Source organism: Verrucomicrobiia bacterium, from assembly GCA_023953615.1.
Classification (GTDB): domain Bacteria; phylum Verrucomicrobiota; class Verrucomicrobiia; order Limisphaerales; family JADLHS01; genus JADLHS01.
Genome location: JAMLJH010000002.1, coordinates 440,525 through 463,359, shown reverse-complemented (window position 1 = coordinate 463,359; position 22,835 = coordinate 440,525). Strand labels below are relative to the sequence as shown.

The 22,835-nt window shown below is 58.8% G+C and carries 22 protein-coding genes; 12 read left to right on the top strand and 10 right to left on the bottom strand.

The features are described 5' to 3' along the window. The first annotated feature begins 231 nt into the window (after positions 1-231). The 3 genes from M9920_12230 (at position 232) to M9920_12220 (ending at position 2,892) form a co-directional block, all read left to right on the top strand. Positions 232-693 (top strand): hypothetical protein, encoded by a 462-nt coding sequence (locus M9920_12230; protein MCO5053059.1) that lies wholly within the window; start codon positions 232-234, stop codon positions 691-693. A 294-nt stretch (positions 694-987) separates the two neighbouring features. After that, positions 988-1,887, top strand: coding sequence for a succinate--CoA ligase subunit alpha (sucD, locus tag M9920_12225; protein MCO5053058.1), 900 nt, complete (start codon positions 988-990; stop codon positions 1,885-1,887). Between the two features lie 93 nt (positions 1,888-1,980). Beyond that, positions 1,981-2,892 (top strand): hypothetical protein, encoded by a 912-nt coding sequence (locus M9920_12220; GenBank protein MCO5053057.1) that lies wholly within the window; start codon positions 1,981-1,983, stop codon positions 2,890-2,892. 2 nt (positions 2,893-2,894) lie between these two features. Here M9920_12220 and M9920_12215 read toward each other — a convergent pair whose 3' ends face one another. Both M9920_12215 and M9920_12210 read right to left on the bottom strand, forming a co-directional pair. Further along, positions 2,895-3,974 carry a hybrid sensor histidine kinase/response regulator gene (locus tag M9920_12215; GenBank protein MCO5053056.1) on the bottom strand — a complete coding sequence of 360 codons (1,080 nt, stop codon included), beginning with the start codon at positions 3,972-3,974 and terminating at the stop codon, positions 2,895-2,897. An 87-nt stretch (positions 3,975-4,061) separates the two neighbouring features. Further along, positions 4,062-5,348: a citrate synthase gene (locus M9920_12210; GenBank protein MCO5053055.1), complete on the bottom strand. Its 1,287-nt coding sequence runs from the start codon at positions 5,346-5,348 to the stop codon at positions 4,062-4,064. 227 nt (positions 5,349-5,575) lie between these two features. Between M9920_12210 and M9920_12205 the strand changes: the two genes are divergently transcribed. Together M9920_12205 and M9920_12200 are read left to right on the top strand one after the other, a co-directional pair. Beyond that, a complete protein-coding gene (locus M9920_12205; protein MCO5053054.1) occupies positions 5,576-6,361 on the top strand; it encodes an MBL fold metallo-hydrolase in 786 nt (261 codons plus the stop codon). Positions 6,362-6,448: 87 nt separating this feature from the next. Then, positions 6,449-7,264 carry an RNA methyltransferase gene (locus M9920_12200; GenBank protein ID MCO5053053.1) on the top strand — a complete coding sequence of 272 codons (816 nt, stop codon included), beginning with the start codon at positions 6,449-6,451 and terminating at the stop codon, positions 7,262-7,264. Here M9920_12200 and M9920_12195 read toward each other — a convergent pair. After that, entirely contained in the window at positions 7,261-8,229 is a 969-nt protein-coding gene (locus tag M9920_12195; protein ID MCO5053052.1) for a glycosyltransferase, read from the bottom strand. The two genes, M9920_12200 and M9920_12195, sit on opposite strands and share 4 nt — an antisense overlap. 126 nt (positions 8,230-8,355) lie before the next feature. On the opposite strand from M9920_12195, the gene M9920_12190 reads away from it, so the two are divergent. Next, entirely contained in the window at positions 8,356-9,219 is an 864-nt protein-coding gene (locus M9920_12190) for a serine/threonine protein kinase (GenBank protein MCO5053051.1), read from the top strand. A 91-nt stretch (positions 9,220-9,310) separates the two neighbouring features. Next, complete coding sequence (locus M9920_12185) at positions 9,311-10,597, top strand: lactate racemase domain-containing protein (GenBank protein ID MCO5053050.1); 1,287 nt, start codon at positions 9,311-9,313, stop codon at positions 10,595-10,597. Between the two features lie 3 nt (positions 10,598-10,600). Here the strand turns inward: M9920_12185 and M9920_12180 are convergent, their stop codons facing one another. The 6 genes from M9920_12180 to M9920_12155 form a co-directional block, all read right to left on the bottom strand. Then, positions 10,601-10,834 carry a hypothetical protein gene (locus M9920_12180; protein MCO5053049.1) on the bottom strand — a complete coding sequence of 78 codons (234 nt, stop codon included), beginning with the start codon at positions 10,832-10,834 and terminating at the stop codon, positions 10,601-10,603. 250 nt (positions 10,835-11,084) lie between these two features. Beyond that, positions 11,085-12,062, bottom strand: a complete 978-nt coding sequence (locus M9920_12175) for a D-alanyl-D-alanine carboxypeptidase family protein (protein MCO5053048.1) — start codon at positions 12,060-12,062, stop codon at positions 11,085-11,087. 1,447 nt (positions 12,063-13,509) lie between these two features. Beyond that, a complete protein-coding gene (locus tag M9920_12170) occupies positions 13,510-13,887 on the bottom strand; it encodes a hypothetical protein (protein MCO5053047.1) in 378 nt (125 codons plus the stop codon). 24 nt (positions 13,888-13,911) lie between these two features. Then, complete coding sequence (locus tag M9920_12165) at positions 13,912-14,079, bottom strand: hypothetical protein (GenBank protein MCO5053046.1); 168 nt, start codon at positions 14,077-14,079, stop codon at positions 13,912-13,914. A 168-nt stretch (positions 14,080-14,247) separates the two neighbouring features. Continuing rightward, entirely contained in the window at positions 14,248-15,192 is a 945-nt protein-coding gene (locus M9920_12160) for an AEC family transporter (protein MCO5053045.1), read from the bottom strand. Continuing rightward, positions 15,189-15,740 carry a hypothetical protein gene (locus M9920_12155; GenBank protein ID MCO5053044.1) on the bottom strand — a complete coding sequence of 184 codons (552 nt, stop codon included), beginning with the start codon at positions 15,738-15,740 and terminating at the stop codon, positions 15,189-15,191. The genes M9920_12160 and M9920_12155 overlap by 4 nt, the downstream gene beginning before the upstream one ends. Before the next feature lie 203 nt (positions 15,741-15,943). Between M9920_12155 and M9920_12150 the strand changes: the two genes are divergently transcribed. Further along, a complete protein-coding gene (locus M9920_12150; protein MCO5053043.1) occupies positions 15,944-17,761 on the top strand; it encodes a BatD family protein in 1,818 nt (605 codons plus the stop codon). Next, a complete protein-coding gene (locus M9920_12145; protein MCO5053042.1) occupies positions 17,758-18,582 on the top strand; it encodes a tetratricopeptide repeat protein in 825 nt (274 codons plus the stop codon). The genes M9920_12150 and M9920_12145 overlap by 4 nt, the downstream gene beginning before the upstream one ends. 191 nt (positions 18,583-18,773) lie before the next feature. Here M9920_12145 and M9920_12140 read toward each other — a convergent pair whose 3' ends face one another. Next, the gene (locus tag M9920_12140; GenBank protein MCO5053041.1) at positions 18,774-19,391 is read right to left on the bottom strand and encodes a Maf family protein; all 618 of its coding nucleotides are present in this window, start codon (positions 19,389-19,391) and stop codon (positions 18,774-18,776) included. Positions 19,392-19,493: 102 nt separating this feature from the next. Here M9920_12140 and M9920_12135 point away from each other — a divergent pair, with 102 nt between their 5' ends. From M9920_12135 to M9920_12125, 3 genes are read left to right on the top strand one after another with little or no spacing between them, the layout of a single operon-like run. Beyond that, positions 19,494-21,101 carry a methyl-accepting chemotaxis protein gene (locus tag M9920_12135; protein MCO5053040.1) on the top strand — a complete coding sequence of 536 codons (1,608 nt, stop codon included), beginning with the start codon at positions 19,494-19,496 and terminating at the stop codon, positions 21,099-21,101. A gap of 4 nt (positions 21,102-21,105) precedes the next feature. Beyond that, positions 21,106-21,582: a chemotaxis protein CheW gene (locus tag M9920_12130; protein ID MCO5053039.1), complete on the top strand. Its 477-nt coding sequence runs from the start codon at positions 21,106-21,108 to the stop codon at positions 21,580-21,582. Further along, positions 21,569-22,828, top strand: a complete 1,260-nt coding sequence (locus M9920_12125; protein ID MCO5053038.1) for a chemotaxis protein CheR — start codon at positions 21,569-21,571, stop codon at positions 22,826-22,828. Before M9920_12130 ends, M9920_12125 begins: the two co-directional genes overlap by 14 nt. Positions 22,829-22,835: the final 7 nt, after the last annotated feature.

The following is a 22,835-nucleotide window of genomic DNA, read 5'->3' as shown; positions in this document are numbered from 1 at the left end:
TGTCACGGACATTCCTCGCATGCGTAAGTTTAACAAAGGTGGATCGAGAGAATCCGCGACCAGGCGCGAAGGCCAGTGGATTGAATCCGGATTTAGCTCGTATGCGCTGACCACCGGCTGTTGGCCGGGAATGTCCGTCGTGCCAGATGGCGATGATTTTCGATCCAGACAGCAACACGGTTTGCATCCACAAGCGGAAGGCTGGGCATCTTTGATTTTGCCCAACGTGAGATGAAGCCGACGCTTTTGAATAAATCCGCTGAAAGAATCGAGAAGGCGGACGAGTTATTGCGTGCCATCCAACGCGACCTGCCGAAATTGGAAGTGATGCTGACCAATCTGGAAGACGAGTGGGGAATGGAGGACAGCTTCTATCGCTTCTACCACCAGTCGTTCAAGGTGTATGGATTGCAATTGATGACGATTGAAATCCGAGAAGCGTTCGCGCTATTGCTGCCAGGGCAGCCACTGAATTCCTGGTATCTTGAAATAGTCGCCCAAGGAACAGACCATGAGTTTGAACTCGCACACAACGACAACTGGCTTCGGCATACACGCCCGATAGTTGAAGCGGCGTTTCATTCTTATTTCTTTCTCAAGCAGATGGTCAAATACGGCAAGCAATTGAACACGCCCCCCGACCAAATGCCGAGCGGATGGGCGGCGGTTCTTTACCTATTCAACCTACGATGAAAGGTTCCTGGCGTATCTCATTAGCCCCGGGCTTCAGCCCGGGGTTGGTCGCAACGACCCAGCAGAGCTGTTTCAACAGCTTTGTCTCCAGCCGCGTGGGGAAACGGTTGAAACCGTTTCTCTCTGTTGCTGACCGTTACATCCGGCTGAAGCCGGGGGCTAATGAAAGATTACATCTTCCTCACAAAGGTACACCCGAAAACGAAATGCTGACTGTGCCTGTGCGAGTTGTTAGATTTTTAGCAATTCGTGCGACCGACTCATAAATCACAAATCTGAAATCGTAAATTTGACATGGCCATCCTCGTTCAACCCAACACCAAAGTTCTCGTTCAAGGCATCACCGGCAGCTTCGGCGCGCGGCACGCCCAACTCTCCATTGATTACGGCGCGCAAGTCGTCGCCGGCGTCACGCCCGGCAAAGGCGGTCAAGTCTTCGAGCACGGTGCCAAAAAAGTTTCCATTTTCGACACCGTGGCCGAAGCGGTGAAACAAACGGGCGCAACCGCCAGCGCCGTGTTCGTGCCCCCGCCCTTCGCCGCCGATGCCATCCTCGAAGGCGTGGACGCCGGACTCGAACTCGTCGTCGCCATCACCGAAGGCATTCCGGTCAACGACATGGTGAAGGTGAAACGCGCCATGGAAGGTAAAACCACGCGGCTCATCGGTCCGAATTGCCCCGGCATCGTGACACCCGGCACAGGCCCGGATTCGCACGGTGGCTGTCGCATCGGTATTTCGCCCGGTTATATTCACAAAAAAGGCAACATCGGCGTGGTGTCGCGCTCGGGCACGTTAACCTATGAAGCGGTGTGGCAACTTACTTCGCGCGGCGTGGGACAATCCACCTGCGTCGGCATTGGTGGCGACCCGGTGAATGGCACGTCGCACCTGGATGTCATCAAACTGTTCAATGACGACCCGGAAACCACCGGCATCATTTTGATCGGCGAAATCGGCGGCAGCGCGGAAGAAGAAGCCGCTGAATGGATCGCAAAGCATTGCCGAAAACCGGTGGCGGGATTCATCGCCGGCACGACCGCGCCGGCAGGTCGCCGCATGGGGCACGCGGGAGCGATTGTCAGCGGTGGCAAAGGCACGGCGGAAGCCAAGATTGCTGCTTTCCGTGCCGCCGGAATCGGCGTTGCCGCGACGCCCAGCGACATGGCCGAAACCTTGTTGAAAATGATGTAAGCGCCGAAGGTCACCAGCGCGCTGGCGGAGGAAACGGAAACCGTGTGAACCGACCGATTAACGGTCCGCCCCGCTGGAGATGCGAAAACTTACATGGTCCTGCTCGATTTCATTCTAAACCTGATCGGGCTGTTACTCTGGTGTAACTGGCGGGCGCGCCGCTTTGATCTGGTGGCCCGCACCCGGCCCGCCACGCTGACGGGCACGATCCGCCGGGCTGGAGACCGTCCCTTGCGACGCTGGCATCTGCCCCTGCTGCTCATTGGCTTGCTGCTCTTGCGCGCGCCGCTTTACGAAACCTTTGGCGCCGCCCTCGGGTGGACGGGCAAAATTGATGTCGGGCCGATCTCAGTACCCTTTCGCACCGATACCGGTACGAATCTCATGCTGCTCTATTCGGTTTTCAGTTTCGGCATCGTGTGGGTGGTGTTTCTGATTTGGACCTTGTTTTTTTCCACGCTGAAAACCACAACGACCGAACCCGACTCCTTCCGTTTTCTGTTGCACCTCCAGCTTGGAAAAATCGTCAACTGGCCATTTTTGTCAAAGGCGCTGCTGCCGCTGCTGGTCGTCAGCGCGCTTTGGTGGCTGGCAAGCTGGCCCTTGAATCACTTTCACCTGTTACCGCCGCCGGCAAGCGCCGGGGTCCGAATTGAACAGGCGCTGCTGGTCGGACTGGGCAGCTATCTCACGCTGAAATATCCTCTGGCAATTGTTTTGGCGCTCTACGTAATTCACACTTACGTGTTCTTCGGTCGCCACATTTTCTGGCGTTATCTTGACCAGATTGGACGGCAGTTGTTGCAACCGCTGCGCCGGTTGCCGCTGCAATTCAGACGGATTGATTTTGCGCCGGTGGTGGCCATTGCGGGGGCGCTGCTCGTGGCGCACGCGGTGGAAAATGGAATCAAAACTCCCCTGCGCTACAACGCGGCAGGCAAACCGGACGGACGATTGGTGAACCTTCCAGGATTAGTGGACCTTTACGCGCGCACGACGCGATAAGCTCAAGTCGCAAGTGGCAATTTTACCGTGACCGTGGTGCCGGCCTTCAATTCGCTCTGCACCACCAAACTGCCCCCGTGCAGTTCAGCAATCCGCCGGGCGATGGTTAATCCCAAACCCAACCCCTGCTGCTCGTGCTTGTGGCGATCGAACTGCATGAACGCGCCGATGCGGGATACTTGATCCGCGCTCATCCCGCGGCCCCGATCCGTCACCTGTAATACCGCGAGGTCTCCGGAAGTGATCAAGCTGACGTGGACTGGTTGGCCGGCGGTAGAAAAGCGGAACGCATTATGAATAATTTCGCCCACCAACTTCACCCAGTACTCATCGGAAATGGCAACGAGGACGGGTTGCAAAGATAATTCCAAATCCCCGGCGCGCTCGACCGCCGCCGCCTGCCGGCTGGCTTCCCGTTCGGTCAACAAGTCGCCCGCGCAGCATTGCTTTCGCAGCAGCTCCGTCTCCTTTTTGTTGACGCGCAAAATTTCCAATTGCGAGTACGCGAGGAACGTCTCCACCAGACGGTGCAATGCCATCGCGCTATCCACGATGGTTTGCCCCATTTCGGCAATGTCCTCCGCGGGATTCGCCGCGAGCACTTCACCAAAGCCGACGATGCCATTCAACGGCGTGCGGAATTCGTGCGGCAACATCATGCTGATGTTGTGACGCAAATCATGCAACGCCTCGCCGGCCTGCTCCCGCATCTGCTCGGCCATTTTCAAGCGGGTCTCCACCGCCGCGTAGAGATCCTCCAGGCTGAAAGGTTTGGGGAGATAATCGTTCGCGCCCAATTCCATGCCCTGGCGCATGCCGACTTGATCCGCCCGCCCGGTCATCAGGATGAACGGAATGGTGGCGGTGGTTCGTTCACGGCGCAACGCGGACAGCGTCGCATACCCATCCAGCGGCGCCATATTGACGTCGCACAAAACCAGATCCGGCAGCTCGCGCGACGCGATGGCGATGCCCTTCTCACCTCCCGTTGCCGTCAGCACCTCGTAACCACGCCCGCGCAGCGCGGTCTCCACCAGACCCCGCAGATCATTATCATCATCAATGACCAAGATGCGTTTCATGCGCGACAACCGACCTTTGCTCAGCACTCCATCTCGAAGTTACTTTCTCAAACTCCCGGCAACCCCGCGGGAGTTCGGCCTGGAAATTCAAACGCGTTGAGCCAGGGGCACGTAATGGTGTTGACTGGCCCCGACGTAAACCTGGCGCGGACGGCAAATCCGACTTTTCGGGTCATCGGTGATTTCCTTGTAGTTGGCAATCCAACCCGGCATGCGACCGATGGCAAAAATCACGGTGAACATTTCCACGGGAATCCCCAGGGCGCGCATGATGATGCCGCTGTAAAAGTCCACGTTCGGATACAGTTTACGTTCGATGAAGTATCCGTCCTGCAACGCGGCGGCTTCCAGTTTCTTCGCGATGGCGAGCAATGGATCGTCAATCCGCAGTGCATCGAGCACTTCGTCGCAGGCCCGCTTGATGATCTTGGCGCGCGGATCGTAATGCTTGTACACGCGATGGCCAAAACCCATCAACTTGCGGCCACTCGTCTTGTCCTTGGCCGCCGCGATGAATTTGGATCCGTCGTCGCCCTCCTGATGAATCTGTTGGAGCATCTCCACCACCGCCTGATTCGCGCCGCCGTGCAACGGTCCCCACAAGGCGCATACGCCCGCCGCACAGCTCGCGTAGAGATTGGCCTGACTGGAGGCAACCATCCGAACGGTCGAAGTGGAACAATTCTGTTCGTGATCCGCATGTAACAGAAAAATCAAATCCAATGCCCGCGCCACCTCGGGTTTGACCTCGTAATCGTCATTGGGATCCGAGAACAGCATGTGCAAAAAGTTGGCCGTGTACGCGTAACTTTTCTTGGGATAAATGATCGGTTCGCCCTTTGATTTCCGATAGGAGAAGGCCGCGATGGTGCGCACCTGGGAAATCAGTCGCGCCACCTGGATTTCAAAATCGCCGTGGTGACCGTGCATCAGTTCGGGGTAGAAACAACTGACCGCGTTGATCATCGCCGAAAGAATTGCCATGGGATGCGCGGACGGCGGGAATCCCTCGAAATGATGCTTCATGTTCTCGTGCAGAATCTGGTTCTCCTGCAACAGTTCTGAAAATCGCTCCATCTCGCGGCGGCTGGGCAAATGACCGTAGATGATCAGAAAAGCGGTTTCGATGAAGGACGATTGCTCCGCCAGCTCCTCGATCGGAATGCCGCGATAGCGCAGAATTCCCTTTTCTCCATCAATGAACGTGATCCTGCTCTGGCACGAACCGGTGTTCCCGTAGCTTTCATCCAGAGTGATGTAACCCGTTTCCGCCCGCAACGTCGCGACGTCCACCGCTTTTTCGCCCTCGGTGCCCACCACGACGGGAAGGTGATACGCTTTACCTTCCAATTCCAATTTTGCCTGCATACTCATTAACCCGTTTCGTAGAATCCGTTCCAGCAGTCTGCGAGGAAGTAAAAACTTTTTCAAGACACGAAACAGTCTTCGCGCGAAAAATCGTTGCCGCCAGCCTGCGCTCGCCCGCACTCCCATTGCCCTTCAGCCCGGCGACTGGGGGGTATGCGCGTCGGTTGTGCGCGGAAATGGGCACTTCTGAAAAATGCGTTGCCGCGTTCGGACCAAAGACTTACCGTTTTCGCGTGGCGGTTAAGTTGACCATCCTCGGCAGTGGCTCACAAGGCAACGCTTCCTACGTCGAAACCGATGAAACGCGGTTGTTGATTGACGTCGGTTTCAGCGGACGCCAGATCCGACAACGCCTCGCCACGTTGGGGCGCGTGCCGGAAAATCTCACGGCGATTTTAATCACGCACGAACACAGCGACCATATTGCCGGGCTGGTCGCCATCGCCGAAAAAGCGCGCATCCCGGTCTATTGCAACCGCGCCACGATGGAGGAAATCCAGCAAGCTCATCAGCGGGCGCAATTGGATTTTCGTTTGTTCGTCGCGGGCGGCGGTTTCGAAGTCGGCGATATCAACGTGGAAAGTTTTTCCATCCCCCACGACGCGCAGGATCCGGTCGGTTTCGTGCTACGCACCAACGGCAGCAGCATTGGTTTCGCCACCGACCTCGGCCACGTCACCAAGCTGGTGCTGGAACGCATCAAAAAAACCAACGCGCTCGTGCTCGAATCCAATCACGACGTGCGCCTGTTGCAAGAGTGCCCGCGCCGTCCGTGGAGTTTGAAGCAGCGCATCCTCAGCCGGCACGGGCACCTCTCGAACGAAGCGGCGGCGGATTGCGTTGGCGAAATCATGTCCGGCGATCTGCGGTATCTTTACCTCGGCCATCTCAGCCGCGATTGCAACCAACCCGAACTGGCGCAACGCGTCATGGCCCGACGGCTCGAAACGCTGCACGCCAATCACGTTCACCTGCATGTGGCGCAACAAAATGTGCCGTGCCCGACGCTGTGTTTGTGATCCTCATTCGCGTTGACCCAACCGGCTTTCCAACCACCATCCCGTCCGCGCGAAACGGTTGCTTGAACGTCCCAGCCTGATCCGCGCATGTATCACTTGGAACGCATCCACAGTCTGGACCAGCCGAACCTGGCGCCCTACCGCACGTTAAAGCGACCGCGCGAACATCGTGAACATGGCCTCTTCGTGGCCGAGGGCGATAAAGTGGTGCATCGGCTGCTGGCCAGTCCGTTGGCGGTTATTTCCGTTCTCTTGCCGGAAGCGCGGCTGGCGGAATATGCACCGGCTTTACAAAATCGTTCCGAGGATATTTCCGTCTATTGCGTCACCGAACGTCGGGCATTGGAAGCGTTGGTCGGCTTCACCTTGTTCCAAGGCGTCATGGCCATAGCCAAAATTCCATCGCCCACTCCCCTGCCCGAGCTGCTGGCGCGTCGGTCCAAATCAGGTTTCCTAGTGGCCGCCGATGGATTGACCAGTGCCGAAAACATCGGCGTACTGGTGCGGAACTGTGTCGCCTTCGGGGCGCAAGCGTTGTTGGTGGGTGAAACTTGCGCCAGCCCGTATTTGCGGCGGGCGGTGCGCAACTCCATGGGCGCCGTGTTTGAATTGCCCGTCATCGAAACGGCGAATCTGGCTCAGGCCATCACGCAACTGCGACAACACGGAATCCGTTGCGTCGCCGCGCATCCACATACGGAGCAATCGGAATTGCCCACAACCGATTTGCGCGCCGACTTGTGTGTCGTGTTCGGCGCGGAAGGTCATGGCGTTTCGCCGGCGGTGCTGGCGGCCTGTGACGCCGCCGTCGCCATCCCGATCGCGCCGACGGTGGATTCGCTCAACGTCGCAAGTGCGGCGGCGATTTTCCTGTATGAAGCGAGTCGGCAACGCCGTGGTTAATGCGCCTGACTGAAGCGTTGCAATTGCACTTCACCATTTGGTTTCGCCCCGGTCGGATGAAGTCGGGTAAACAGTCCCCGCCAGAAACCAAGACCATAAACCACATGCGTTTCCACCAGGAAGGGCAACGCGCACACACTGCGGATGATTCCGCCACGCGGCCCCAAAACCAACAACTGCGCGGCAATCACCAGCGCGTACGCCACCAGCGGCAGCCACCCCCACGGCCAGCGCCAGGCCAGCGCGAGCGCCGCCACCAAGTACGCGACAAACAGCGGCGGTACGAAATTGAGCAATGAACCCAGCGTCGGCGTGGAACGGAATTGTTCAGCGCGCCCGCGACCATAATTCCACAGCATCCGCGTGAATTGTTTTAACGAGCGTCGCGGACGCCGCCACACGAAAAGTTCCGGATCGTAAATCAGCCGACCGCCGTCGTTCTGGATGTTGTCCAGCAACGCATTTTCTTCGTTCGGATACAGCGCTTCGTTAAATCCGCCATGTCGCAGCAACGTCGCCCGGCGACCCAGCAGATTGCACAAGATCAATTCCTTCTCGCTCGTGTCCCGCACCGCGCCGACCGGCGCGTAACGCGCCCGGCTCGGACCAAACGCCAGCCAATTCGTCAGCACCAAGGCAAACACTTGTTCCAGGAACGACGCCTCGCGCGGACAAAGGTTGGGGCCGCCCACAATCTGCACCCGCGCATCGCGAAAATGTTCCACCGCCCGTCGCAGATTCTCCGGTCGCGCCAGCGCGTCATCATCGAGAAAATAAATCAATTCGCCGCGAGCCGCGCGTAACGCGGCGTTGCGTTGGACGGAAGGTTGTCGGCCGCGCGCCAGGATGATTTCCAACTGCGCCGCCGGATAATCCAGAGCCTGAGCGGCCGGCACCGCCGTCACTTCGGCGGCATCGGGACGCGCCGGAATGATGACGGTTACACTGGGCCACTCGTTTTGCACGGCGCTCAAACTAGAGATTTGCCCGTGTAACTTCAAAGTGGAAAGTCAGTCGCCAACACGAAACCCGACGGGATCCAGTTCCTTTTGCTACCCATCCGCAACGGGGTTTTGCTAGGTTGTCGGGCAATGACGCAACCATCAGGTCGTCCGCCAGTTCCGTTCACGGCCGGCCAACGAGTTTTTGAACGTTACTATTTGAAACGCGCGCTGGGCAGCGGCGGCATGAGTGTGGTGTGGCTGGCACACGATCGCGAGTGGGAGCGGCTGGTGGTGCTGAAATTTCTGGCCGCGCATTTACTGGCCGACGCCAGGGAAATCGAGCGGTTGCGCGTGGAAGCGGTGCGCAGCGAACAATTGATCCATCCCAACATCGTGCGCGTCTATGACTTTTTACGCGATGCACACGGCGTGGCGGTGGCGATGGAATACGTGGACGGCTGGTCGCTCTGGTCCATGAAAGTGGACAAGCCGGGGCTGCGGTTCAGCCGCGAGGAAATTTCGCCCTGGCTGCGGGACCTGGGCGCGGCGCTCACCTTTGCGCACGCGGCCGGTATCGTGCATCGCGACATCAAACCTTCCAATCTCATTCTCGATTCGCGCGGACGCTTGAAGCTCGCGGACTTCGGGCTGGCGCGGTCCCTGCGCGCTCACGATCACGACCCCGGATACCATCGCGTGATCGGCACGGATTGGTATATGAGTCCGCAACAATGGACTGGCGACGCGCCCGCCGTCTCCGACGACATCTATTCATTGGGCGTCACCATTTATGAACTGTTGACCGGTAAACCACCATTCCACGATGGCGACGTCTTTCAGCAACTGCACGAAATCATTCCGCCTACGATGTCGGAACGCTTGATTCAATCCGGCGTGCGCAAACCCAAAATCCCATTGGCCTGGGATGAAACCGTTGCCGCCTGTCTGGAAAAAGAACCGGCGCACCGGCCAGCCAACGTGGCTGAAGTCCTCACGCGCCTGCAAATCTGAACGCCATTCAAATCCGACGGCGCCGGGTGCAGGATCAAACCGTTTCCTTTGCGGAATGGATTTAGCCGGACGCCTCTGCTAATTTTCCCGCGTGTCAGAAACCGCTTTACAACTTCATGCGCCCGGCAGTCGGCTGTCTCCGGAACAAGTAACGCAACTGGTGCAACAAGCGCTGCCGGTGGCCGCATCCCGGGGAAAGAAAATTTTACTCATCGTCCCTGACCACACGCGCACCGCGCCGCTGGGTCTGCTGTTCCAGGCCATCTACGCGCAGATCGGCGCGACGACCGCGGCGCTGGACGTGCTGATTGCGCTGGGCACGCATCCGCCCATGAGCGAAGCGGCCATTTGCGATCGTTTGGAAATCACACTGACGCAACGACGCCAGGATTACTCAAAGGTGCGGTTCTTTAATCACGAATGGGACAATCCCGACGCGCTGCGGGAAATTGGCCGCCTCAGTCCCGCCGAGGTCAGCGAGCTATCCGGCGGCCGGTTTGCCATCGAAGTGCCGGTGGAAATCAACAAGCTCGTTTTTGACTACGACCAAATCATCATTGTCGGTCCGGTTTTCCCGCACGAGGTGGTGGGCTTTTCCGGCGGCAACAAGTACCTGTTTCCGGGCGTGGGCGGACCGCGCATTTTGAATTTCTTTCACTGGCTCGGCGCCGTGATTACCAACCCCATGATCATCGGCAACAAATGGACGCCGGTGCGCCGGATCGTGGATCGCGCCGGCGGCCTGGTCAAAATGCCCAAGGCCTGCTTCTGTCTCGTCGTTGCGCCGGATAAATCGCTTGTCGGTCTGACGTTCGGCTCCCCGGAAAGTGCCTGGGACGCGGCGAGCGATCTTTCCCGACAAACCCACATCACCTACAAGGAACGCCCGTTCCACACCGTGTTGTCAAAAATTCCGTTGATGTATGACGACCTTTGGGTGGCGGGCAAAGGCATGTACAAACTCGAACCGGTGGTGGCCGATGGCGGGGAACTGATCATCTACGCACCGCATGTGCGCGAGATTTCCGTCACCCACGGCCGGATCATTGAACAAATTGGGTATCATTGCCGCGACTATTTTGTGAATCAGTGGGAGCAATTCAAACATTACCCCTGGGGCATCCTCGCGCACAGCACGCACGTGCGCGGCATCGGCCGCATGGAAAATGGCGTGGAACATTGCCGCATCCGCGTCACTCTGGCCACGGGCATCCCCGAGTCGCTCTGTCGCCACATCAATCTGGGCTACCGTAATCCAGAGACGATCCGCGAAATGGATTTCATGAATCGGGAGGCGGAAGGAATTCTCTTTGTGCCCAAGGCGGGCGAAATGCTTTACCACCTGAAACACCAGCCCGAATGGGCGGGCGGCAGTTGAGGTTCAATCGTCCGCGCCAACTGCGGCGCCGTTTGCGGACAACAACAAACCGCTCTCCAATTCCTCAGCCGCCACATTGTCCACAACCAATTGCACCCCGGTGATGACGTGTTCGCTCGCGAACCGAAGCGCTTCCCACCGCTGCTGAAAATCCCGCGCCAACTCGGGATTCACGGTCCAATACCCCAAGCTCCGTAGATAAAGCTGGGAACGGACGTGTTGCAGCAAAACTTTCATGACGTAAACCAACGAGAATAGAGACAATAAGAAACCGCAGCGACTTAGCGTCGCATCGCTGCGACGATCTGAATTTTCCGCTCCGGATTTGGTAAGCGCAAAACGAAGTTATTGAAAGATATTCACCGGTTATCCGCGGCTGAAAATCGGGGCTTACGGAGGTCATCATCAACCGCGCCAAAAGCGATGGTGTGCGTCACCACTTGCTTGATCGCTATTTTGGCGAGCCGCTGGCGTGGGCGAAGTTGGTTTATGGCCCGTCAATGATGATCCCGCGTGCGGGGGCGCCGCCCGGAAAACCAGCCCAGTACAAATCGCGAAAACCGGGCGGATTATACTCCCAGTGCCACGGTTCATTTTGGTAGGGATACCATCCGAACGCCTCGCCGCGCAGCAGCAGCCATTTATGAACCGGCGATTGGCGCATCCGCACCAGTTCCGACATCGGACGGGTGAACCCTTCGCGCGTTTGAAATTCCCCGTCCTGACTCATCTTGAAATCAATCGCCAGCCCGAGCGAGTGCGCGGAAAAACTGGCCACGGCATTGGCATTGCCCGCGCGAGCCGCATTGGCTTGCGCCGTCTGCGGAGAACGATGCGACGAAAGGATGATCAAATCCACGCCTTCGGTTCGCGCCTGTTCGCGCATCCGCTCAAACGAAGACAGCGCGTGACGATTCAGCTTCCACTGCTCCTGTCCCGGAACGGCCAGCCATTGGTTGGTGATATAATTCCAAACGCCGTCATTGACCTCCTGCCGCAAAACAACCGCGGCGCGCGAACGGTTCGCCCGGCGCTCCGGACGCACCAGGTCCAAGGCGTCCACCATGACATCGGCAAACTGCTCATTCGGACCTTTCGGGCCACCCGGAAAATCATCCTCCTGCCAGTTGAAGTTGCGAAAGTGATCGCTCAACTCCGGCCCCAAAATATCCAGCCCTGAACATCCCGGATCGTGAATGAACTTGAACTCCAGTGCGCGTAACAACGCGCCTTGGGCCGCCCGGGTGGGACGGAGCAACGCGCGATCAAAAGCCGCTTGCACTTGGGGATCGTCAGCCCGATCCCGCAGTGTTGCCCAGATATAATCCGCCGGTAACCGCGACGCGCCCGCCGCCGCCAGATCGGCCGTGGCGGCCATCAACGCCATGGCCGACCCGTTCAGCGAAACGTCAGATTTTCGCACCGTGGTACAACTGGCGAGTAACAGGACCATCAGCAGCGACACAATTGAGTTACGGATAATGAACGCCATCCGTTTCATCCTGACCAAGCAGCCTCCTGCCGTCAATCGGACAGTCTGACCTCAAAGCCGTTCCTGCCCGAGATTTCATGTGGCTGGCGTATTTGGCGGGGGTGCTCGTGCAACGGCAACTGGGGAGCATACGCGTCCTCGCGTGTGCTGGCGGGCGACTCGCCCGACAGAAACCACACCGACTTAGCCGGAACGATGCAGTTGGTCCTGGTGGAACGGCCAACTTGGCCGTTCTGGGTGGCAACCTGCCGCCCAGCCGAGTACACGGAGATCGCACCCCATTGAGTTCGCACTCTTTGCGTTCGACTGCCGGGCTGGTAGCCCGACAGAACGGGCCAGTGGCCCGTTCCACCCAAACTCCAATCGAATCACACCAGCTTGCAGCTAATCCGCTTCATCTGGTGTTCGACGCGGGACGCGTCGAACCTGCACCCGAGACGGGTGCGCTCCCCAACCCATGACCTCGTTTTCTTAAAGTTCGTAGCAACGGGTAGCATTTGGTCACCACGAGAGTTCAGCTTGTGGTCAGAAGGTGCGAATCTATTGTCGTCGCCAGAGTCGTCACCCTAGCCACTCCGACTCCACGACTGACAACCACCGGATGAACCGCGAACCACGCGAAAGGAAATGGCAACCGGGAAAGCCATTGTTCCCGTCCCAGTTTTCGCGTGGTTGGCGTATTTCGCGGTCGCGATCGTGCAACGGCAACTGGGGAGCATACGCGTCTCGCGTGTGCTGGCGGGCGTCTCGCCCGACAGAAACCGCACCAGATTGGATCAATCCAAATCATCCGGTGTTCGCACCAGCTTGGGCTAATCCGCTTCATCCGGTGTTCGACGCGAGACGGGTGCGCTCCCCAACCCATGACCGCGTTTCATTGAAGTTTGTAGCGACGGGTATTAAGCCGTCCTGAGCTAGATTTTCCTCTTCCCACTTGGGCGGGACAGCCGGTTCAGGGCATCAGGATTTCAGCCCTTCGCACTTCAACACCCTTGTTGCCTCCGCGATCTTCGCACAAGGACTGGATCTGTTCCAAAATCTCTCTTACGGAGTCCGGGGGGTGTTCAGTGGCGAAGTGACTGACCCAAGAGAACGTTTCCACAAAACGAACTTTCTCCGCACCCCCGTTAACCCGCACGCAGACGTGTGGTTGGTCAATAACCAACCGTTCTCTACGGTAGATTTTCCAAGCACGCTTAAGCACGTCCTCAAGTGCTTTTTCTGCACCCGGCTTAACGTGGTAAATGATCAGGACAGGTTCTGGCTGCGTGGCAGAGTCGCCCCGGTGAGTCGGTGTCGAACAGCCATTCATGCAGACGACCAGTAGAGTCGCTAGGAATATCCTCATCGGGCTTAGGTATGACTTGTGTCTAGTGTACAGCATCACCAAAACCGTCAGTCGCCGTTGCAGTGAGGCTCACTACGCCCACAGCACAAACTTGTTGTCTTCCAGCTTCGCAATAGAGCGGCCGTAAAAGATGCTTTGAGGATCACCGTCCTTGTAAAGGCGGGTCAACACCTTCAGGTGATCCACCGGATCTGCGGCGCGGATCATTTGATATTCGAACTCGCAAGGCAGCTTCTCCGTCATGTTCTCTTGCCAGTCTGCTTCCACAACCCGAGTCAGTTCCTTAACAGTCGTCTCAAGGTTGCCAATCAGGTCAGCATCCCAAGATTCAAGCTTCTTGGCTTTCTTAGAGGCGTTGAGCGCTTGCATCTCGACGGCCAGTCGCTCGTAAAAGCTCGCGTCCGGCTTTCGCGCCGCGCAAATCAGTCTCTCAACTTCATCGGGCTTCATTCTTCTTCGGCTGCGAGCGTCGGATCATTTCCTGCCAACTCTGTAGCGCATATAGTTCTCGATTTCATCGTCGCTCAAGTCATCACCCGAATTCAGGTAGTCGTTCATTTTGGCTTGGGCGTCCATTGTCGAACCCAAAGCGTTCAACGATTCCTTAGCCATGTCCTTGGCGTATTTCGCGGTGGTGCTCATTGATTGTTGTGTCTTGTTTTACGCCTGCTGGTGGATTGCGTCAAGAACGCTTCTCAGTGAAGCAACGCTGCCGGCGGCTCAACTCAAATTCGGCCGGTTGGATGCGTTGCATCAAAGGGCTTTACCCGACCACGGTCCGGTCCGTCGGCGCTGAAGGTTCAGGCGCAATTAAAGCGCCAGCCATTTCAGTCCCAGGCGAATCCAAAGGGGCGTGGTAATCAGGGAAATCACGGCGGTGCTGAGAACGGTACGGATGGCGACGAGTGGTTCGCCGGGATACAGTTTTGAAAGCACCATCGGAAACACGGCGCACGGCATCGCCGCTTCCAACACCAACACCCGCTGATGCTCCACCGTCAGGGGAATCAATTTTGCCGCGAGCAGAAAACTCAGCGGCAGCAAACCGAGACGCAACCACGCGCCCGCGCCGATGACGCGGCCGCCCTGGCGGGAAACAAATTCCGGCAGGCGGTCGGCCATGATCGCGCCGATCAAGAGCAGCGCCAGCGGAATGGCGCAGCCGCCCAGCCAATGGATGCCGGTACTGAGGACGGCGGGAACGTGCCGGTCCGCACCGACGGCGTTGCTGACGATGGCGATGAGAATGGCGAAGAGCGGCGCGTTCAGCAATTTGCGCCAGTCCCGCAACGCGCCGCCGGAAAGCACCATCACGCCCACCGACCACATGGCCAGTTCCGCGCCGATGATGTGCAGGAACAGAACGCCGACGGTTTTGCCATCAAACAACAGGAGCGCCAGGGGCAACGGCACGTAGCTGTAATTATGCGTGCCGACCGTGACCGCAAAGGTGCGACTGGCCGCAGCGGTTGCCAAGGCGCGGTGCGGTCGCAGCAGCCACGCCAGCCAGACACCAAACGCCACCAGCAAATAACCCAGCAGGGGCGCCAGGAGGAGATTGCTCGCTTCCGACAGGGCCGGATTACCGAAGGATTTATCGAGGATCAGACAGGGCAGGAGCACGTTGACACAAATTTGCATCAGGCTGCGGTCCGCCGCTTCGGTCAACCAGTTGCGCCGGCGAATGACCATGCCCAGCGCCATCACGCCAAACACCGGAATGATGGCATTGAGGATGGTGCCGGTCGGATTCATGACCGCAACAGAAACTCCAGCAAGGTCGCGAACTCAAGCCGTTGCAGTTCACGCAAACCATCCAGCGGCAGGTTTTCGTTCACGGCGCGCTCACACAAATCCACGAACGCATCCGGAACCCAGCGCCCGTTGCGGATCAACGGCGGCGAAATTTTCAGCGCGGCGACCCCGGGTTGCGCGGCGAAGAGTTCTTGCGCGCGTAGCGCCAGCTCGGAAAAGACCGGATGCGCTCCCACCCGCCGCCACCAGTATTTGGAGTTCCAATAATCAGGTTCGCGCCGGTGCATGATGGCGTGGATGAAACTGGCTTCCGGATCGGGAAGACTCTGCACCAGCGTGTGCGCGGCATCCAAATGGTCGTGCCAAAGCAGGACCAGCGCGCGAACCAGTTGCCGGCGCGAGGCGGACGGCGGCGCTGGCGTCAGCAACGCGGTCAGGCGCGCTTCCAGTTCGGCCCGGGGCAAAGTGCCCGGCCGAGGTTGCGGACCAAGTTGTGCCGGGGCCGCGGTTGCGAGTAAGGCTTGAAATTGAGTCAGGTCTGACGCCATGCCGGAAGTCAGCTTGCCGTTCGCTCAAATCCTTGCCAAGAATAACCGCAACCCGCGTCGGCAACGTCCGGTTTTGGCCCGCTGCCCCCGGCCATTTCTTCCGAACAAAAGCGGCGGAAGATTGTCCATTCCTTCGTTGGGTGGAGCGGCGGTGAACGGAACCTTGCGTCGCCAACGGCATCTGACAAGACTGATCGTCCCAAATGGAAAGGTTTTCGCGGCAGAATAAAATCATCCGGCGGCAGCGCGGCACCGCAGTGTCGCGCGGGCTGGCGGGTGGATTGGGTTGGTGGCTCTCGATGATGGTTGCCACCGCCGTCACCTTTACGGCCAGTGTGGATCGGGACACGGTTTATCTCGGCGAACGCGTGGGTTTCTCACTGACCTTTGACGGAGCGCAACCCGAAGGCACGCCGCCGGCGCCCGCCGTATCCGGACTTCAGTTCGCCTACAACGGCCCTTCGAGCCAGTTCAGTTTTGTCAACGGCCAGACTACGGCCAAGATCACACACAATTACACCATCACCCCGTTGCGCGTGGGCGAGTTTGTCATTCCGCCGGTCAAGGTGACGCTGGGCCAACAGACGCTAATCACCCAACCCATCCACCTCACCGTACTCAAGGCCGGAACACCTTCGCCCGAGGCGGTGGCCCACGGATCGCAACCCGCCTTTCTGCAATTGCAACTGCCCAAGACCAATGTTTACCTCGGCGAAATCATCACCGGCGAGTTTCAGCTCTACCTGCGCGATGGCGTGAACGCGGGGCAATTTCAATTTACCGCCACGCCGGCGGAAGGCCTGACCGTCGGCAAAATGGCGGAACTGCCGCGGCGGCGGATGCAAGTCGGCAACGCGGCCTACACCGTGGTGCCGATTGCGGTGAGTTTGACACCCATCAAAACCGGGCCGCTCACGGTCGGTCCCATCACCGCCGCGATGGTAATTGAACTGCCGTCAAACAACCGGCGGCGCGATCTCTTTGATCCGTTCGGCATGTTCAGCAAAGAACGGCGGCAACTTTCCCTCGCCAGCGACGCGCAATCATTACAATGCCAGCCGTTGCCGGCGGAAGGTCGTCCGGCCAATTTCACCGGGGCGGTGGGAAATTTCTCCATGACGGTCAGCGCCGGCCCGACCAATGTCACCACGGGCGATCCGATTACCGTGCGGGTGGCGATCAGCGGTCATGGCGGGTTGGATGCGCTTACGCTGCCCGAGCAGACCACTTGGAAAGATTTCAAAACGTACCCGCCCACGTCGCGGATCGAAACCTCCGATCAACTGGGTCTGCAGGGCACAAAAACCTTCGAGCAAATCGTGTCGCCGGAAAACCCCGACCTGAAGGAATTGCCACCATTCACCTTTGCCTTCTTCAATCCCGAGACGAAAACGTACCAAACTCTGAGCCAACCCGGAACGCCGCTCATCGTTCGTCCCGGCGGAACGGTGGTCGCGCCAACCGTCGTGGCCAATCACCCGACTGCGAATCACACGCCACCGCCGCAACTCGACATCGTGCCCATCAAAACGCGACTCGGAAAAACATCGTCCGGCCCGGCCTCCGTGGGTTTCAGTCCGACTTTCGTCACTTTGAATCTCGCGCCAGCGCTGGCGTTGATTGGCGCGATGTGGTGGCGCAGACGCACTGAGGCGCTGACGAACAACCCGCGTCTGCGTCGGCGCCGGCAGGTGGAAGCCACGTTGCGGGACGGTCAGGAGAAATTGCGCGTCCTGGCGGAGCAAAACCAATCGGAGGCATTCTTCGCGGAACTCATGCGTCTGTTGCAAGAGAAGCTCGGCGAGCGCCTCGATCTGCCGGCCTCAGCCATCACGGAAGCGGTTGTTGACGAGAAACTCCGTCCGCGCGGCGTGACGGAAACCACGCTGGCCGCGACGCAGGAACTTTTCCAGGCCACCAATCTGGCGCGCTACGCGCCGATCCGTTCGAGTCAGGAACTGGCGGCTTTCATTCCCAAACTGGAATCCGTGCTGCGCGAATTGGACGAGGTGAAATCATGAGTAACCCGAGTCAAACCAGCATGGGTTGGACGCCGCTCAAGCGGACAGATGTTTCGTACCCCCACATTCTTCGCTTTGGGGCAACCGCCGGTTTCGCGCTGCTATTTCTGTTCAGCTTCACGCCCTTCAGCCGAGCAGCGGATCCGGCCACGCAATTTGACGCGGCCAATCAATTTTACGCGCAAAGCAAATTTGCCGAGGCAGCGGACGCTTACGAGCAAATCCTCACAAACGGGACCACCTCCGCCGCGCTTTATTTCAATCTCGGCAACGCGCGTTTCAAGGCGGGTCACCTCGGTCAAGCGATCGCGGCGTACCGCCAGGCGGAAGCGCTGACGCCGCGCGACCCGGATGTGCGCGCGAACTTGAAATTTGCGCGCAACCAGGTTCACGGCCCGCGTTTCATTCCATCAAGCTGGCAACAAAAACTCGGCGCATTATCCAACTCGGAATGGCTGGGACTGGCGACGGCGGCGATCTGGATCACGTTGGCGCTGCTCATCGCGCGGGTGCTCCGCCCGCACTGGCGCACGGCGTTGCGCGGCTGGATTGCGATGGGGGTCGTCGCTTCCCTTGCCTTGTTGATCGGAGCCAAACTGGCGGCGGCAACCCAGGCGCCGGGAAGCATCGCCATTGTGATTCGCCATCAGGCCGCCGTGCGCACCAGTCCGTTTGAAGAATCCGCCACGGCGTTCACGGCGCAAGATGGCGCGGAACTGCGGGTGTTGGATCAAAAAGACGCCTGGCTGCAAGTGACCGATGAAGCCCATCACCTCGGCTGGATCGAGCACAGCGCGGTCGCGCTAACCGGTCGCTCCTGAACTCACCACCACTCCAAAACGTTTGTATTGAGTCGTTCGTATCACGTCGCTTGTAGTTCCGCCTTCAGGCGGAGTTCCACAAGTCAAAGACGACAACTCATCTACCCCGCCGCTTTGAATCGTTCGTATTGAGTCGCTCGTATCGTGTTGTTCGTAGTCCCGCCTTTAGGCGGAAACTCCGCGCAGACCAACTATTTGCTCCGCCGCTTCAAGGGCTTGATCCGCCGCTGAAAAAATCCGAACGCCTTGAGTTCCTCGCGCAAGCGTTCCAAGGGCAGCCCCACCACATTGCTGTAGGAGCCAAAGAGCGCCGCAATAATGCGGTCGCCATGCTCCTGAATCGCATAAGCGCCGGCCTTGTCCAACGGATCAATCAACCGCAGATAAGCGCGAATCTGCGCAGCGGTCAACGGATGAAATTGCACGTCCGTCCAATCGGTGAACACCCGACGGTGCCGCTCGCGCAGGTGCAGCAGGCACACGCCAGTGATGACGGCATGGACGCGACCGGAAAGCGCTTTCAGCATGTCCGCCGCGTCGCGATGGCTGGTCGGCTTGCCGAACAGGCGGGTGTCCCGATCCAGATAAACCATGGTATCCGCGCCGATGACCAGCGCGTCGGGAAAACGTCGGGCGACCGCGCGCGCTTTGCGGTAGGCGTTTACTTGCGCCATTTCCCAGGCGGTCAGTTGTTTGTCGTGAACTTCTTTGGCCGCGCTGGGCACGACTTGAAACGGCAGGTCGAGCAGGTGGAGCAATTCCCGGCGGCGTGGTGATTGAGAAGCCAGAATTATTGGTAATGCCTTCATGGTTTTATTGGCTCTGCCAGCTTACCCGATGGCGGGAGATAAACAAACCTTCTTGTTTTTCCAGCTTGGGAGCGTGATTATGCGTCCCAGCCATCTGCGCTCATGAATCTGTCAATTTGGAAACGCCTTTACACGATGCTCGTGATCTTCATCACGATCATCCTGATCGCCGTGGGACTGGCCTTTTTCAGCCAGCACAGCCGCGAACGCAGTCTGCACAGCAGCGAGCAGTTGCACGTGGCGGAAACCCGCATCGGCTATGACCTGGTCGTGATCAGCGACGCCCTGCGGGCCACGGTGCTTGAATTCCGCAAACCCCGAATCGCGGAAGCGGAATACGCGAATATCAAAGCGGGAATGGAAGACCTCCGAAGTTGCGTGCTGGAATTGCGCCAACTTCATTCCCATAAAAGTGTCCAGGACGCCCTGGACGCGCTGGACGGCTTTGTAACCTTGACGCTCGAACTACACGTTAAAGGAGTGATCGAGCGATTGGAAAAGGACCCGCTGGAGGCGCGCGATTTCTTCCTGAAATCCAATCCCGCCGTCATTCAGCAACGGAAAGACGTGGTGGACAAAGTTAAAATGGCATTCGAGCAAGTGCGGCACGAGGCGGACCTGCAGGCCAGCCGGACCGGGTTGTTCGTGGTGCTGGGGTTGGCGGCCATGCTGGGTCTGGTTTTTCTGGTGTTCCGCTTTGTGCTTTCCTCAGCCATCACCATTCCCCTGAAGCAGTTGGTGGACGTCATGGAGCGGATGCGCAACGGCGACTTCACCAAGCGCGTGGTGTTGAACCGCAAGGACGAGTTTGGCGTATTGGGCGAGGGTTTGAACCGGCTGGCGGATGACCTTTCCATTCTGGTCGGACAAGTGCAACGCTCCGGCGTGCAGGTGAACATTACCGCGACGCAGATTGCCGCCACCTCGCGCGAACAACAAACCACGACGACGGAAATCGCCGCCACGACTGCCGAAATCGGCGCGACTTCCAAGCAAATTTCCGCCACCTCGCGCGAACTCGACCTCACCATGCAGGAAGTCGTGGACGTGGCGCATGAAACCGGAAACCTGGCGGGCAGCGGTCAAAACGGCATCACCCGCATGGAAAACACCATGCGCCAGCTCATGGCCGCTTCGGCAACCATCGGGAGCCGGCTGGCGGCGTTGAACGAAAAAGCGGGGAACATCAATGCCGTCGTCACCACCATCACCAAGGTGGCGGATCAAACCAATCTGCTCTCGCTCAACGCCGCGATCGAAGCGGAAAAAGCCGGCGAATACGGACTGGGCTTTGCGGTCGTGGCCATGGAAATCCGCCGCCTGGCCGACCAAACGGCGGTCGCCACTTACGACATCGAGAAGATGGTCAAGGAAATGCAATCGGCGGTGACGGCGGGCGTGATGGGCATGGATAAATTTTCCGAAGAAGTCCGGCAAGGCGTGGATGAAATCAACCAGGTCAGCAAGCAACTGGCGCAAATCATCAGCCAGGTGCAATTGTTGACCCCGCGCTTCACCACCGTGAGCGAAGGCATGCACGCCCAGTCCACCGGCGCGCAGCAGATCAGCGAAACTTTGACCCAGCTCAGCGAAGCCGCGCATCAAACCGCCGACTCGCTGCGCCAGTCCAATCTGGCCATCGAACAGTTGAACGAAGCCGCCCGCAGTCTTCAATCCAGCGTGGCGCGCTTCCAGCTCGAGGTGAAATGACGCCATGTTGTTTGTGTTGTTCCAACTTGGAAACGAGCGATTCGCCCTGGAAGCCCGGCGCGTGCTGGAGATTGTGCCGTTGCTGGAATTGAAAAAAATTCCGCAAGCGCCGCCGGGACTGGCCGGGGTGTTCGTCTATCGCGGCCAACCGGTGGCGGCGGTGGATTTATGCGCGCTGCTCCTCGGGCGACCGGCCGCCGAACATTTCAGCACGCGCATCATCATCATCCAGCACCAAACCGCAGCCGCGCCCGAACGGCGGCTGGGCCTCATCGTCGAGCGCGCCACGGAAACGCTGCGCTGCCAACCCGAGGATTTGGTGAAAACCGAGATCCCGGTGGTGGGAAAACCGCTGGCCGACAGTTTCTTGAAAGACGCGGAAGGCGTCATTTATCTCCTCGATTTGGAGCGGCTGTTGCAGCAGGAAAATTACGCGCCAAATCCAAACCCCTTATTGGAGTCCACGCATGTTACGGATTGAAACCTTGTTGCGCCGCCGCATCGGTTTGGAAGCCGCCGCCATCGGCTCCGGGCGCATCCGGCAGACCATCCAGCAACGCATGGAGCGGCACGGACTCAAATCCATCGCCGATTACGAACAGAAATTGCACGAATCGCCCGCAGAACTCGACGACCTGATTGAAGCCATCGTCGTCACCGAGACCTGGTTCTTCCGTGATCGCGCGCCGTTCGACGCCTTTGCCAAAATCGTAACGGAACAGTGGCGGCCCCGGCATCCGAAACAGACGCTGCGCATCCTCAGCGTCCCCTGCTCCAGTGGCGAAGAACCGTTTTCGGTGGCCATGACCCTGGTGGATGCCGGAGTGGCGGCCACCGCGTTTCAAATTGACGCGATGGATATTTCGCAAAACGCGTTGACCCGCGCGGCGCGCGGCGTTTACGGCAAAAATTCTTTTCGTGGCACGAACCTCGAATTTCGCGAGCGCCACTTCCGCCCGGTGAAAGGCGGCTTTGCGCTGAACGCAACGCTGCGCCGCCAGGTTTCCTTCCAACGTGCCAACATTCTGGATGCCGACTTTCTGGTGGCGGTGCCGCCCTACGATTTCATCTTCTGCCGCAATCTGCTGATCTATTTTGATCGCGCCACCCAGGTTTCCGCCCTGGCCAAATTGCACCGTTCGCTCGCCCCGGACGGAACGCTTTTTGTCGGCCCCGCGGAACCGCCCATCGCCGCCAAATGCGGCTTCATCCACGCTGGCTGGCCGCTGGCTTTTGCGTGTCACAAGGGAAAATTCCTTTCGCACCGCTCGCCGCGCCGTTCACGTTCCAAAACCATTCAGCCCGACCCAATCCCGGACCGATCGGGCCAACTCATTCCGTTGGTGCGACCGATCACGTTGGCTGCAGGCGCGGCAGGATCAACCGGTCGCGACGCGGCGCTGCTCAGTCACGCGCACGAACTGGCGGCCAGCGGGCGGCACGAAGAAGCGGTGGCCTTATGCTGGAGTCATCTGCGGCAACACCCGGATTGCGCGGAAAGTTACTACCTGATCGGTTTGATTCACGAAGTGCGGAACGATCAACCGGCGATTGATTTTTATCGCAAGGCCCTTTATCTCGATCCGACGCACTACGAATCACTCGAACGTTCGGCGGTTTGGTGGGAACAACAAGGCCACGCGGCCCGCGCCAAACTTTTCCGACGGCGCCTGGCCCGGGTTGCCCGGCAGCGTGAACTGGAAATCGGAAACAAGTCCAGCCCTTGAGGTTTAA